We start from the raw sequence: 14,263 nt of genomic DNA on the forward strand, positions 1-14,263 counted from the left end.
GGGAGGCCATTCGACTGGCACCACTATGGTGGGCCTCTCGCGATGTTCCGCTTTTGTAGATTCGTCCGAACTCAAATCTTGGGGGATCAACCGTCCCCTCGGAAGGTGGTACCGATCCCCAAGCGAATTATCTACCAGCAGGGTAACATGGTCATCACAAAGTTGGCGCAGCTTAGCCCGGATGCAGTGCCGCTCGAAATTGAAACACTCCCAGATGGTGGTATCCCTCTTGGAGGCGGGCATATTCTCCATCCCGGAGGCAAAACGGGAAAAGACGATTTGTGAACTCGCCCAACCATCGGGTGCAGGCGACGCCGGGGAGCGCTCTCGGCGAGTTCGTAACGGCTTGGCCCGGCGCGCCTGACCCGGGTCGTTCGATCTAATCCTACTTGTGTATAACGGAGAGCCTATCAAGAGGGCGGTTCCGGCAGCTTCCGGACGGGGTGTGTGGTTCAGGCGGCTTCCTTGTCTTCCTTGCGGCGGAGGAGGGGAGGCTGGGAACCTTCCACCACGGCGCGGTTGATGGTGACTTCCTCGATGTTGGTCTGCGAGGGCAGGTCGTACATGATGTCGCGCATGAGTCTTTCGAGCAGCGCCCGCAGCGCCCGCGCGCCGGTGCCGCGTTTTTTGGCTTCCTGGGCCAGGGCCTTGAGGGCGTCTTTCGTGAAAACCAGATGCACCCCGTCCATGCCCAGCAGTTTGCAAAATTGTTTGGTCAGCGCGTTGCGGGTGTCCTTGAGGACCGAAATCAGCTCGGTCTCGGTCAATTCATGCAGCACGCTGATGACCGGCAGGCGGCCGATGAATTCCGGGATCATGCCGAAGCGGAGCAAATCTTCCGGTTCGACTTTCGACAGGGCGTTGTAATCGGCCCCCTGCGCGGAAGCGCCCGCGGGGACGAATCCCATTGTGTTGGCGCCAATACGGCGTTGGATGATGCGGTCCAGGCCGACAAAGGCCCCTCCGCAGAGGAAGAGAATGTGGTCCGTGTTGACCTGGATGTATTCCTGGTGCGGATGTTTGCGCCCGCCCTGGGGAGGCACGTTGCAGGTCGTGCCCTCGAGGATTTTCAGCAGGGCCTGCTGCACGCCCTCGCCCGACACGTCGCGCGTGATGGAGACGTTTTCGGTCTTGCGGCCGATCTTGTCGATCTCGTCGATGTACACAATGCCGCGCTCGGCGCGTTTGACGTCGTAATCGGCGTTTTGCAGCAGCCGCAGGATGATGGTTTCCACATCCTCGCCGACGTAGCCGGCTTCCGTGAGCGTGGTGGCGTCGGCGATGCAGAAGGGGACGTCGAGAATTTTTGCCAGCGACTTGGCCAGCAAGGTCTTGCCCGAGCCCGTCGGGCCGATGAGCAGGATGTTGCTTTTTTCGATATCGACATCGTCAAACACGTTCGCATGGCTTGGCAGGGTTGAGTTTTTCTGCGTCTGGTGCGAGACCCGCTTGTAATGGTTGTGGACCGCCACAGCCAGGCTGCGTTTGGCTTCCTCCTGGCCGATGACGTGTTTGTCCAACTCCGCGCGTATTTCCTTGGGCTTGGGGATGCGGGTGCTCGCCGCATCCGAGGGCGGCGATTCGCTCAATTCCTTGTCGAGGATGTTTTTGCAGATGTTGATGCAACTGTCGCAAATATAAACGCCGGGGCCCGCGATGAGTTTTTTGACCTCCGCATGGCTTTTCCCGCAGAAGGAGCACATGGTCAGATTGGAGGGCCGGGCCATAAAAGGATTCGATCAGGTTTTTATCATCGGGGCCAGTTTTTTGGGAACAATGACGTGATCGACAATTCCGTAGTTCTTCGCGTCTTCCGCCGACATGAAGCGGTCCCGGTCGGTGTCTTTTTCCACCTGCTCGAAGCTCTGGCCGGTGTGCAGGGCGAGGATTTCGTTCAAGCGTCGTTTGGTGCGGAGGATTTCCTGGGCCTGGATGTTGATGTCGGTGGCCATGCCCTGGGCGCCGCCGAGCGGCTGATGGATCATGATACGGGCGTTGGGCAGGGCGTGGCGTTTGCCCTTGGTTCCTCCGGCCAGCAAGACGGCCCCCATGCTGGCGGCCTGGCCGATGCAGTATGTCGCGATGTCGCAGGCGACATATTGCATGGTGTCGTAAATCGCCATGCCTGCCGTGACATACCCGCCGGGCGAGTGGATGTACACATGCACATCCTTCTTCGGATCTTCCATTTGGAGGAAGAGCAACTGCGCGGTCACGGCGTTGGCTACGAAATCATCGATGGGCGAACCGATGAAAATGACCCGATCCTTGAGCAGTCTTGAAAAAACGTCCCAGGTTTCCGTGCCGCGGCCGGTTTGTTCGACCACTTTCGGAACGATATAATTATTTTTGACCAGATTCTGCATGCCTTAAACCTATTCGATTGTGGCAGATTGCAAGAGGAAATCGACAGTTTTGCGGTTGAGCAAGTCATCCTCAAGAGCCGCGATCCCGTCGTTGTCCTGCAACTGTTTGATCAGTTTCTGCGGGGGAATGTTTTCCCGGGCCGAGAGTTTTCCGATTTCGGCGATGACTTCCTCGGTTTTGACCTCAAATTTTTCCGCTTCGGCGATCCGGGCCAGGATGAAGCCGAGTTTGACCTGGTCCTTGGCGGAAGTCTGGGCTGCGCTGAAGATGTCCTGTTTTTTCTCTTCCAGCATGTGGGCCGGAATGCCGCGCATTTCGTTTTCGCGGACGATATCATGGATCAGGCGGCGGGTCTGGTTTTGGACGGAGGATTCCGGCAGGTCAAAATCCGTCTTGTCACGCAGGTGTTCAAAAATTTGCTTCACATGCGCGTTGCGGGCCTGCTCCTGTTTTTGGTGCTCAAGGTTTTTGCGGATGCGGTCCTTCAATTCCCCGGCGTTGCACTGCGCGGTGGTCTGCGCGAAGTCGTCGTTGAACTCGGGAAGGATCTTTTCCTTGATCTCATCGACGGATACCTTGTATTCGCCGGTTTTGCCGCGCACGGCCTCCTGCTGGAAATCTTCCGGGAACAAGACCTTGACCGTCCGGGTTTCGCCGACGTTGGCTCCGATAAGTTGTTTTCCAAACCCAGGCAGGAAGAGCCCGTCCTGGATCAAGAGCCAGAATTTTCCCTGTTTGCCGAGGTTCGGCACTTCCGGCGCGATTTCCGTGATCGGCTTTCCCTCGATGCTTCCCTCGTAGCTGATGACGGCAAAATCCTTTTCCTGTACCGGGCGGCCTTCAACGGTTTTGTAATCGGCGCCCTGCTCGCGGATGCGGTCGATGACCCCGGCGATGTCTTCCTCGGTGACGGCAGCCTCGGATTTTTTGACTTTGATTCCCTTGTAATCGGGCAGTGAAAATTCCGGGACCAGATCCACGACGGTGGAGAAGCTCAGGCTGATGCCTTTTTGGAAGCGGAGTTCCTCGACGGACGGCATGCTGACGACCTTGAGGTTCTTGGTTTTGACGGCTTCGCGGAAGGCCTGGGGGATGAGCTTGCGTTTGACCTCTTCCTCGATGTCCTTCTCGTATTTTTTTTCAATGACGGACTTGGGGGCTTTACCGGCGCGGAAGCCCTTGATTTGGGCGAACTTCTGGAATTCGCCGGTGACCTTGGTCACTTCCTCGGCCACGCGGTTGGCGGGCACTTCGATGCGCAGGCGGCGGCGGCAGGCCGATACTTCCTCAATGGCAATATTCATAAGGGGTAGAGGGTAGCCGGGGCGCGGATGAAAGCCAGAAAAATTGGGTTGGGCCGCGGCGAAAGCCGTTTTTACAGGAAGGCCGCAAAGGTCGTAAAAGTGGAACAAAAGTTTTTACACAGGTCACAGAGGAAAGGCAGAGGACAGATTGAGGATTGCCGATCTAAGATTGCTGAATGCTGAGAGCCGAAAGCTGATCGCTGATTGCATCAGCTTAAACTTAAAACTTAAGACTTAACACTGAAGAGGCCCATCCGCAAGGTTGGGCAGCTTCACGGGCATGACGGAGTTTCGATAAAATCGCATTTTCGCGGCGCTCAGCAAATTTTGTGTAATAGTTTGTAATGAATAATAAGCCTTATTATCTCTGTGATTGAATCTGCGTTCGGGTAAAAGATGACGAAGGAACCGCACCAAGAGATGGCCGACGCCGATCGCAACTGGCGTCGTTTCGTTCTCTTTCGCGTTCTCTTCAATTCGCGGTTTTATTATCCAGTCCTTGCCGTTCTGTTCCTTGACCTCGGGGTCTCAGCGACCGAATATACGCTGCTTAATTTTGCATGGGCGCTCGCGATTGTTTTTACTGATTTGCCCGCCGGGGTTTTGGCCGACCGAATCGGCCGCAAGCCACTCGTGGTCGCAGCCGCCGTTTTCATGGTGCTGGAGATGATTTTGCTTGGTGTGGCACCTTTTCATGGCGGTGTCGTTCTTCTCCTTTGCTGTCTGGCCAATCGCATTCTGAGCGGCATTGCCGAGGGTATGGCAAGCGGCGCGGACGAGGCGCTTGTCTTTGATTCACTTGCGGAACGGGGCAGATCCGTCGAGTGGCCCAAAGTTCTGGATCAAGTCATGCGCTGGCAAGGTGTGGGCATGGTCATCGCCATGCTTGTCGGTGGAGCAATTTACGACCCCGCATTTGTCGGGCGCCTCTGCTCGTTCTTCGGATGGAATCACTCGTTTGCCCAGGGCACAACACTTCGTTTTCCGATTTATCTCAATCTTATCACGGCTCTCCTGACCCTCTCCGTTGTGCTCGGCCTTCGAGAACCCGGGGTGCGCAGCACCCATGTCGCGCCTGAGACCGGGGACGCGGCCGGGCCGGAAGCCACGGCCTGGCGCCTTGTCGTTAACGCTGGAACCTGGATCGTGAAAACTCCGCTGGCTCTCTTTGTGATCACGGCCGGGGTCATGATCGACAGTGTCGTCCGGCTTTTCCTAACCTTCTCCAGTTCTTACTTCCGCCTCATCGAGATTCCGGAGGCGGCCTTTGGCGTCATCGGTGCAACGATGGGAGGGCTTGGCCTGGTTGTGGCGCCCCTGGCGCGGCGCATGGTGAAGAGCAATTCTGTAGCGCTAAACTACGGCCTCCTCGCCTTGATCGTCCTGGCCGGGCTGATCGGGGTGAGCTGTCGATGGCGCTACTGGGGGGCACTCTTTATTGTCCCGTTGTCCGGAGCCATGATGGGGCTCGGCTATATGGTCTCCTACTACCTTAACGCCGTCGCCGCTTCGAGCCAGCGCGCCACTATTCATTCCTTCAAGGGCGTCGCCTTCAATCTCGGTTACGGGTTTATCAGTCTCATCTTTGCCCTTGTACTGAAGGCTGTCAGGGACGGCGGCAGCACCGGCGATGCGTTGGTACGCGGTCTCGTATTCCTGCCGCTCTGGGTGGTTTGCGGCTGCGTCATTTGCGGGTTTATTTTCCGGCGGCAGCAAAAACTTCTGCGCATCCGACTGTGAATTGATATGCCAGTCTGGGTTTGAAGAAGCCAAAAGGCACCAGTGAAGCTCCTCATCCGTAAGGTTGGAAAGCTTTACGCCCATCCGGCGCCCGATTTTGCGGCTTATTCACAGTCGTCGAATTTCTGCTGCTGCATTACAACAACGATGAAAATTTTCGCAACTGCTTGATGCGGATGGATCAATACCTGCCATACGGTAGCGTTAACCCGATCGCTTTACAAATGTCATCAAAATGTTGCATTCAAAACGCGGGAATCAACTTGATAATGCCAACATGATCCATAGACCAGCGTACATGTAAAATTTAAAAGGAAAAATTATCCCGACTTGTTGCCGGGGTTTTGATGATTGGAGGTTAAAGTTCCGCCATGAGAAAAACGCCAGGAACCATATTCTTTTTTCGGAATCAGAAACAAATCGGTCCGTATCCGGAGAGTGAAATTCGCCGGCTTTGGGCTTACGGCATTTTGAGTTCAGATGACCTTGTTTGGAGCCAGGGTATGCCGGATTATGTTCCGTTGAATGAGTTTTTCCGTGCACCAAAAGGGGAAATTGTCCCGTATGCACCGCCTGCTTCTGATAGACAGCAGGAAATGGAACAGCCGACTGCCCGGCCTTTCACTCTTGGTCGATCCCGGATTCAAATCCTGCAAATTGCCACTTGCATCTGTTTTTTGCTCTCGGCCGTGGCGCTCCTGTCATTTCCAAAATATGTATGGGTTATGATCCTGGCCTATCCCTTTTCACTGGCCTTGACCGTCCTGACTCTTTGGTTCCGCCGCTCGACCGTTACTTTGGTGACGTTTATGGCGCACATGGCGCTTCCGCTTGTCGTGGGGGCGTTGTTTATGATGGTTCGGACGCATGAAAAGCTGAAGCAGCCGGTGCCCTCGTGGTCGATGCCAATGTCACACGTTGTGCCCGGCTCTCTGAATTCGTCTTCCCCCTCCTCTTGATTCAGCGAGGAACTGCAAAACCGCCTCAAGATCAGGCGTTTCCAATTCAAAAATTCTCATTCAGGCGGTTTTGTTTTTAACCCGGATGTCGTTGCATCCCTGTTCCTTCCACGCTTTGGGGCAGGACACATTGCCGGGGTTTTCAGAAGCGGGTGAAACATCCGGGTTAAAGGCCCACAAATTCAATTTAGTAACACAAATGCAGCACAATTGTAACTTTCCGTCTCTTGAGTGAATGCGGCTTCGAGTGCCCGGCTCGAAGCTATAAAATTTAACGTAACTATCAATAAATGAAGCTCTTGAACATTTATGGCATGCCGAAAAAGACCTGCAAAGCATGGCGTGCTTTCATGCTCATAATGTTTTTTTCGCTGGCGGCAGGGTTCTGTGGGGCTAGGTCAGCGCTTGCGGCAATCGATTCGCCGTCTGTCGGCACGACAGACGGCAAGGCGCCAACTCCGCAAGGTCCTGTCCGGACGAATGTCCAGCCACAGACGGTACCTCACTTTTTTATTCGCGAATACCATGTCGAAGGCGCGCGGCATTTGGACAGGACTGAAATTGAGAAAGCCGTTTACCCCTATCTGGGGCCGTATCGGACGGCGGATGACGTGGAAAAGGCGCGGGCCGCGTTGGAAAAAAGCTATCAAGCCAAAGGATATCAAGTGGCCACGGTGCAGATCGCGCAACAACAACTGCCATCGCGGAACGGAGTGGTGGTGTTGAAAGTGTCTGAGGGCGAGGTGGAACGGCTTCGGATCAACGGGTCGCGGTATTTTTCCCTTCAGGAAATCAGGGAGGCCGCGCCGTCGCTGAAAGAGGGCAGTGTCATTGACTACAACAAGCTGAAACAGGATGTTGTCGCGCTCAATCAATTGCCCGACCGCCGGGTGATCCCGGCGCTGCGGGCGGGTTCGCGCCCCGGCACGATGGATGTCGATTTGAATGTGGAAGATAAGATGCCGTTGCACGGGAACATTGACTTGAATAACCGCAACAGCCCGGACACGGCCGAGTTGCGGCTAAGCGGCGGGCTCAGTTACAGCAATCTCTGGCAGTTGGGGCACACCGTCGGGGCGAGTTTCCAGATAGCGCCGGAGGATGTCAGCCAGGTCAACGTTGTGTCGGCTTACTACCTGGCGCCTGTTCCTGATGTGACTTGGCTAAAATTGATGCTGCAGGGAACCCGGCAGGACAGCAATGTATCGACCCTCGGCGGCGCAGGCGTGGCAGGGCGGGGGGATATCGTCGGCCCCCGGGCCATCTTCATTCTTCCCGGTAAAGATTCATTCTACCACTCGCTCACCCTGGGGGTTGATTACAAGCACTACACGCAGGATCTGACGATTGGCGGCAGCGTGGCCAGGACGCCTCTTACCTATTACCCCATGAGCGGACTCTACAGCGCGACTTGGACCGGCAAGGGCTGGCAGACGGATGCCAGCGGGGGGGTGACATTTAATGTGCGCGGCCTCGGCAGCGATCCAGTCGAGTTCAATAACAATCGAACAGGCGCCAACGGCAGTTTTGTTTATTTCAAGACCGACGTGTCGCACACCCGCGACCTGCCCGCGGGTCTCCAGTTTTTCGGCAGGGTGCAGGGCCAGGCGGCAAGTGTGCCGCTGGTCAGCAGCGAGCAATTCAACGGCGGCGGCGTGGACACCGCGCGCGGCTACATCGAATCCGAAACACTCGGAGATGACGCCCTTTTTGGCACGCTGGAACTGCGGAGTCCTTCGCTAGGCGAGTGGTTGGGCAAGGATGTCAAGGACTGGCGGTTTTATGTGTTTAGCGATGCGGGCGTGCTGGAAATCAAAAGCCCGTTGCTTGAGCAGAAATCGAGTTTCGGCCTGGCCAGCGCCGGGGTGGGCAGCCGGATCAAGCTTTTCGACCACTACAATGGATCGTTTACCCTTGGCAGCCCGCTTGTGGCGGGGCCGAGGTCGCCTGCGGAAAGCCTGCTGATCATGTTCGAGGTGGGGGCTGAATTTTAATGTGGAATACGGGAAAAACTTAAATTTAAAACAAGTGAGCGCAAAATTTTATAAATATTTGATCATTGGCATGTTGGCAGGCATTGGCTGTTCCGCCAACGCGCATGCCTGGTGGAAAAGCGAGTGGACTTTGCGCAAGAAGTTTACCGTGGATACCGGGGCGTCCGGCGTTTCCATTAATGATCCCATCGGCACCACACCGGTGCTGATCCGCCTGCACGACGGAAATTTTCAATTCGCAGGAGCGAAAGAAGACGGCAGCGACATCCGTTTTGTCGCCGAAGACGACAAGACCCCGTTGGTTTATCATATCGAACGGTACGACACCCTCATGGCGGAAGCGTTTGTCTGGGTAAAGGTGCCCGATGTGAAGCCCGGGGCCAGGACAAGCTTTTGGCTCTACTACGGGAACAACGGCAACAATGTTGCGTCCGTCAATGATGCCAAAGGCACATACGACCCGGACGCCGTCCTGGTTTATCATTTTGCAGAACACGGCCAACCCCCGGTTGATTTTACGGCGGCGGGCAACAACGCGGATAAAGCCGGCCAGTCGGTGGACGGCTCCATGATCGGCGGCGGCTTGCGCTTGGATGGCCAGCATCTGGTGAGCATACCTGCTTCATCTTCGCTTGCCTGGAACGATGGCGCTGTCATGACGTGGTCTGCCTGGATCAAGGCGGCCGCCCTGCAATCGAATGCGGTGCTCTTCAGCCGCAGGGAAGGCGGCAATGCGTTTGTGATCGGGGTGGACAACGGTATTCCCTATGTGGAAGTGGGAAGCCAGCGGAGCGGGGCGGGCGCGCCAATTGCCGTCAATGTCTGGAAGCACTTGGCGGTGGTTGCAGACGGACCGAAAATCACACTGTATCTCGACGGTGAGGTTTATGCGACTTTGGATGCGCGCCTGCCCACATTGAGCAGCCCTTCGCTGATCGGAGGGATGGTCGTGCCCGGCAGCACGGGTTTCAATGGAGAAATCGATGAGCTGGAAATTTCCAAAACAGCCCGTCCGGCCGGATTCATCAAATTTGCCGCCGCCAGCCAGAGTGGGGAGCAGGGAAGCAAGCTGCTGGCGTTCACGCAGGATGAGCAGCCGCCGACGGGATGGCTAAGCGGAAGCATGGGCATGATGGGGACCTTGCTCAAATCGGTGACCATCGATGGCTGGGTGGTGATAGGCTTTCTCTCGATCATGGCGGTTGTCAGTTGGTACGTCATGATCAGCAAATTTATCTATCTCAACGGAGTGGAAAAAGGCACCGCTCAATTTATTCATGAGTGGAGCCATGTGGCATCGGACTTGACGCAGCTCGATCACCAGAACGCGGGGAATGTCGAAAGCCTGGGAGGCCGCGCCGACCAGAAACTGCAACGTGTGATGCGCCTGGCCCCGTTGTACCGGATTTACCACATCGGTTCGAACGAAATTCGCCACCGTCTTGTAGGGTCAGACAACGCATACAAGGGGCTTTCCGTCCGCTCCATTCAAGCCATTCGGGCCAGCCTGGATGGCGGCATGGTGCGCGAGAGCCAGAACCTCAACGCCCAGATGGTGTTTCTGACCATCACCATCGCGGGCGGGCCTTTTCTGGGACTGCTGGGTACGGTCATCGGCGTGATGATTACCTTTGCCGAAATCGCGGCCACGGGCGAGGTCAACATCAATGCCATTGCGCCCGGTATTGCGGCGGCGCTGATTGCCACCGTCGCCGGCCTGGTCGTCGCCATCCCTTCCCTCTTTGGATACAACTATCTGAATTCCCAGATCAAGGATCTGATGGGCACGATGCACGTTTTCATTGACGAGTTCGTGACCAAAATGGCCGAGTTTTACCCGCCGGACACCGAGTAAGCGGCGCCGAAAGCACTAACAACCACATCCATGAAAGTCGATTCCGAGGGCAAAAGTTACGATGAAATCAACGTCACCCCCATGGTGGATTTGTACCTGGTGTTGCTGCTCATTTTCATCATCATGACGACCGCAGGCATCCAGGGGATGAAGGTCAACCTGCCCAAGGCAAGTTCCGCCGCGAGCACCGACCTGTCCAAACCCAAAACGAAGGCCATCACCGTTTCCAACGAAGGCAAAATCTTTCTGGATACGGTGCCGGTGAGCCTGGCGGAGCTGGAACAGCGCCTGAACCAGGCCAAGGCCCAGACGCCCGGCTTTCCCGTGGTGTTGCGCGGGGACAGGGCGACCCAATATCAAAGCATCATGGACGTGCTGGATCTGCTCGCGCGGTTGGATATCACGCAAGTCGGTTTGGTGACCAAGCCGCTGACAAAGTGACCGGATGACAGGATGAACAACATGGAACCCGAAGACGACAACGGCGAGAAGATGAACATCGTCCAGAAGTACTGGTGGGCGCTGGGGCTCTGCGCCATTGCCATTATCGCGGGCGGCATCGTGCTGACGGTTCATTTGTTGTCAGGCATGCATCCCTCCCCGCACAAGCCGATGGAAATACAGACTGTCAGACTGCTGCCGCCACCCCCTCCGCCCATGCCGCCCCCCCCGCCCCCGCCGCCACCCCAGGCGCCCCCGCCCAAACCGGAAATGGTCGAGCAGGCCCCGGTGGATGACAAGGTGGAAAAGCCCAAGGATGATCCCAAACCGGAGGAGCCCCCGGCTGCGCTGGCCGTGGATACGGCGGGAAACGGCCCGGGCGACGCGTTTGGCCTGGTTGGCAGGCCGGGCGGCGGTTCCGGAAACGGATCGGGCGGTTCGGGAGGGATTCAGCGGGGCGGGCGCTGGGGCTGGTATGCCAGCCAGGTGCAGGCCACCGTCGAGCAGGCATTGCAAAAAAACAGCAAGACACGCTCCGCCAACGCGCGTTCGACCCTGCGCGTCTGGCTCGATGCCAATGCGCGCATTACCCGCGTGACCCTTGACCCGCCCACTGGCGATCCGGCGGTGGACGAAGCCATCAAGAATGAGGCGTTGGCCGGAGTCAAGATACCCGAAGCGCCACCGCAGGACATGCCGATGCCGATTGTCATGCGTCTCACCGAGAGGCGGCCCAACTAATTTATTTTTTTCATGAAAAATCATTCTCATTCTCGCCGCAAGACAAACATCTTCCACCAAAGGTTTGTTTTGCTGGCGCTGTCTTGGTGCTGCATTGCCGCGGTGCTTCCCGTCCGGGCGGCGGACGAAGCCACACTACCTGCTGGAACTTCCTCGGCTGCGGCCTCTGAACCGGAAGCACCGCCATCCGGACCTCCCGCTGCCGCCCCCGTCAGCACCGCTGCCCCAACGGAAAACGTGGTTGTTAATTTGATCAATCTCATGGTCAAACGCGGTTTGCTGCTGCCGCAGGATGCTGAAAACCTGGTCGCGCAGGCGGAAACCGAAGCCGCCGCCGCCCGTGAGAAACAGGTGCTGGCGCAGGCGCAGGCCGGTGCGGCCAAACCCGCGCCAGCCGCGGGACAGCCTGTATCCGAACAATCGGCGTCCGGTTCCGGGGAAGATGTGCGTGTCACGTACGTGCCGGAATTCATCAAAGACGAGATGCGCGACCAGATCAAACAGGATGTGTTGGCCCAGGCCCGGGAGGAAAATTGGGCCGCGCCGCGCAGTTTCCCGGAATGGGCCAAGCATTTCCGTTTCAATGGCGATGTCCGGATGCGTTACGAGGGTGATATGTACCCGCAAGGCAACGATACCACCGGAGGCTTGATTGATTTCAATGCCATCAACAAGGGTTCTCCCTTTGACACAAGCGCAGTCAGCAACCCCGCCTTTTTCCCCACGTATAATGCCGATCAGGACCGTAACCGCATCCGCCTGCGCGCGCGCTTTGGCATGGAAGTGGATTTGACCAATGGATTCACGACCGGGCTGCGCGTTGCCACCGGTGAGACCAATTCGCCGACTTCGCAAAACCAGAGCTTTGGTTTGCCCAATGCAGGGGGACAGGGGGGCGACTTCAGCAATTACGCCATCTGGCTGGACCGTGGGTTTATCAAATATGAGACGGGTGGCCAGCCGGACAAGAAGCTGGCGGTTAATTTGGGGCGTTTTGACAATCCTTTTTTCAGCCCCAGCCAGTTGGTCTGGGACAGTGATCTGGCTTTTGATGGCCTTGCTGTGCAGGGCCGGTACCAGGCCAGCGAATCGCTGGCGCCTTTTGGAACCATTGGTGGATTCCCCATTTTCAATACGGACTTGAACTTTGCTTCCAACCAGCCGCAGAAATTCAGGAGCGAGGACAAATGGCTGCTTGGCGCCCAGGGCGGGGTGGAATGGAAGATCAGCAAGGATTTCACCCTGAAAACCGCCGCCGCATTTTACGACTTCGAAAACATTGAAGGCCGGCTTTCCAGCCCCAAGGCCCCCCTCACGTCGTCTGATGCCTTTGATACGGACGGCACGCGGCCATCCTTCGCACAAAAGGGCAACACCTATATGGCATTGCGCAACATTGTGCCCGATGCCTACAACAGTTTCGGAACCCAGAACATGTTTCAATATTACGGCCTCGCCACTCCCTTCAAGGATTTGGTTCTCAGCTCGAGGCTGGATTACAGCGGATTCGATCCGCTTCACGTGTGGCTTTCGGGCGAGTATGTGAAAAATGTCGCCTTTGACAGGGCTCGTCTGAACGCTTTTGCCCAAAACAACCTGAACGGAGGACCCGGAGGATCTTATGCCGGTGGTGACAGCGGATGGACAGCCGCTTTAAACTTCGGCAGCGTGGCTCTCCAAAAACGATGGGATTGGAATGCCAACTTTGGCTACAAACGCGTCGAATCTGACGCTGTGGTGGACGGCTTCACCGATTCCGATTTTGGCGGGGGCGGCACCAACCTCCAGGGGTACTCTGTCGGCGGAAATGTGATGATTTCACCCCATATCACCGCCGGACTCAACTGGATGAGCGCCACCAGCGTCGCCGGGCCCACCTTCGGCGAGGACGTTTTTCAATTCGACATCAACGCAAAATTCTAACATAACTATGAAACCAAAATATCATCTATTCTTCGCAGCCTTTCTGTGCCTGTGCTCGGGATTCGCCGCAACATCCCTCCGCGGTGCCGATGCCTCAGCCGCGTCCGGCAATGAAGCGCGCCTGCGCGAAGCCCTGCGCGCCGCGACGCTGCAGGTGCGCGACGTACAGAACCAGGTCGTGACGCTCCAGGCAGCCCAGGCCCAGATCGAACAGGACAAGGCCGGTCTGAAAACCCAGGTGGATGGCCTGAACAAGCAGATCGACCAGTTGGTCTCGGATGGCAAGGCCGCCAGGGAGACATCCGAAAAAGCCATCGCCGCCCTTAACAGCAAGGCGGACGGGCAGGACAAGCAGATCGGCAAATACAAGGAAGTCCTGGAAAAATGGAAGTCGGCCTACAACGAAGCGGTGACGCTTGCCAAAGCCAGGGAGATGGAACGTGCCAAGCTGGAGATGGACAATGCGGTGTTGCAGCGCCAGGTCGTTGCCGCCGAAACCAGAAACGCCGAGCTGTTCAAAACCGGCAGTGAAATTCTCACGCGCTACGAAAAATTCAGCCTGGGCGACGCTCTCAGCGCCAAGGAGCCGTTTGTCGGTACCATGCAGGTCAAACTTCAGAATTTGGTGCAGGGTTATGAGGACAAACTGGTTGCCCAAAGAATCACGGATTCAGATCAAAAAAATACGGAGACCAAATGAAACATCGCATTACCCCCTGTTATTCGCCATTTATGGCTTCACCTTGGCGAACTGCAGCCTTTCTTTCCTGCCTTCTATTGGTTTCCGGGACTCTTGTCGCCAGGGCCACGAATGATGCGGTGTCGGCCCAGATTGGGGAACAGAGCCTTAGCATTGAAGAAATCCGGATGGCTCTGGGAGCCTTGGATCCTGCGCAGCGCGTTGCCGCGATGCAAAGTCCCGCCGCGCTGGCCCAGGCT

At 56.7% G+C, this 14,263-nt stretch carries 12 protein-coding genes; 9 read left to right on the top strand and 3 right to left on the bottom strand.

Features of this window, described 5'->3' with window-relative positions; translation table 11 throughout:
* A partial coding sequence (locus PHD76_01600) for a hypothetical protein (GenBank protein MDD5260520.1) occupies positions 1–285 on the top strand: 285 nt, incomplete at its 5' end.
* 167 nt (positions 286–452) lie between these two features.
* Here PHD76_01600 and clpX read toward each other — a convergent pair.
* Genes clpX through tig form a run of 3 tightly spaced genes read right to left on the bottom strand, consistent with a single transcriptional unit; the run spans position 453 to position 3,671 of the window.
* Positions 453–1,727: an ATP-dependent Clp protease ATP-binding subunit ClpX gene (clpX, locus tag PHD76_01605; protein ID MDD5260521.1), complete on the bottom strand. Its 1,275-nt coding sequence runs from the start codon at positions 1,725–1,727 to the stop codon at positions 453–455.
* Between the two features lie 12 nt (positions 1,728–1,739).
* A complete protein-coding gene (locus PHD76_01610; protein ID MDD5260522.1) occupies positions 1,740–2,366 on the bottom strand; it encodes an ATP-dependent Clp protease proteolytic subunit in 627 nt (208 codons plus the stop codon).
* 9 nt (positions 2,367–2,375) lie between these two features.
* Positions 2,376–3,671, bottom strand: a complete 1,296-nt coding sequence (tig, locus tag PHD76_01615) for a trigger factor (GenBank protein MDD5260523.1) — start codon at positions 3,669–3,671, stop codon at positions 2,376–2,378.
* Between the two features lie 420 nt (positions 3,672–4,091).
* Between tig and PHD76_01620 the strand changes: the two genes are divergently transcribed.
* The 8 genes from PHD76_01620 to PHD76_01655 all read left to right on the top strand — a co-directional run bounded on the left by PHD76_01620 (position 4,092) and on the right by PHD76_01655 (position 14,024).
* Positions 4,092–5,411 carry an MFS transporter gene (locus tag PHD76_01620; protein MDD5260524.1) on the top strand — a complete coding sequence of 440 codons (1,320 nt, stop codon included), beginning with the start codon at positions 4,092–4,094 and terminating at the stop codon, positions 5,409–5,411.
* Between the two features lie 596 nt (positions 5,412–6,007).
* Positions 6,008–6,370, top strand: a complete 363-nt coding sequence (locus PHD76_01625) for a hypothetical protein (protein ID MDD5260525.1) — start codon at positions 6,008–6,010, stop codon at positions 6,368–6,370.
* A 350-nt stretch (positions 6,371–6,720) separates the two neighbouring features.
* Positions 6,721–8,364 carry a ShlB/FhaC/HecB family hemolysin secretion/activation protein gene (locus tag PHD76_01630; GenBank protein MDD5260526.1) on the top strand — a complete coding sequence of 548 codons (1,644 nt, stop codon included), beginning with the start codon at positions 6,721–6,723 and terminating at the stop codon, positions 8,362–8,364.
* 34 nt (positions 8,365–8,398) lie between these two features.
* On the top strand, positions 8,399–10,219 hold the full coding sequence (locus PHD76_01635) for a DUF2341 domain-containing protein (GenBank protein MDD5260527.1): 1,821 nt from the start codon (positions 8,399–8,401) through the stop codon (positions 10,217–10,219).
* A gap of 30 nt (positions 10,220–10,249) precedes the next feature.
* Positions 10,250–10,660 carry a biopolymer transporter ExbD gene (locus tag PHD76_01640; protein MDD5260528.1) on the top strand — a complete coding sequence of 137 codons (411 nt, stop codon included), beginning with the start codon at positions 10,250–10,252 and terminating at the stop codon, positions 10,658–10,660.
* Between the two features lie 21 nt (positions 10,661–10,681).
* Positions 10,682–11,401, top strand: a complete 720-nt coding sequence (locus PHD76_01645; GenBank protein MDD5260529.1) for an energy transducer TonB — start codon at positions 10,682–10,684, stop codon at positions 11,399–11,401.
* 12 nt (positions 11,402–11,413) lie between these two features.
* Entirely contained in the window at positions 11,414–13,324 is a 1,911-nt protein-coding gene (locus PHD76_01650; GenBank protein MDD5260530.1) for a putative porin, read from the top strand.
* 7 nt (positions 13,325–13,331) lie between these two features.
* Positions 13,332–14,024 (top strand): hypothetical protein, encoded by a 693-nt coding sequence (locus PHD76_01655; GenBank protein ID MDD5260531.1) that lies wholly within the window; start codon positions 13,332–13,334, stop codon positions 14,022–14,024.
* The last annotated feature ends 239 nt before the right edge of the window (positions 14,025–14,263 follow it).

The organism is Candidatus Methylacidiphilales bacterium (genome assembly GCA_028713655.1).
Lineage (GTDB): Bacteria > Verrucomicrobiota > Verrucomicrobiia > Methylacidiphilales > JAAUTS01 > JAQTNW01.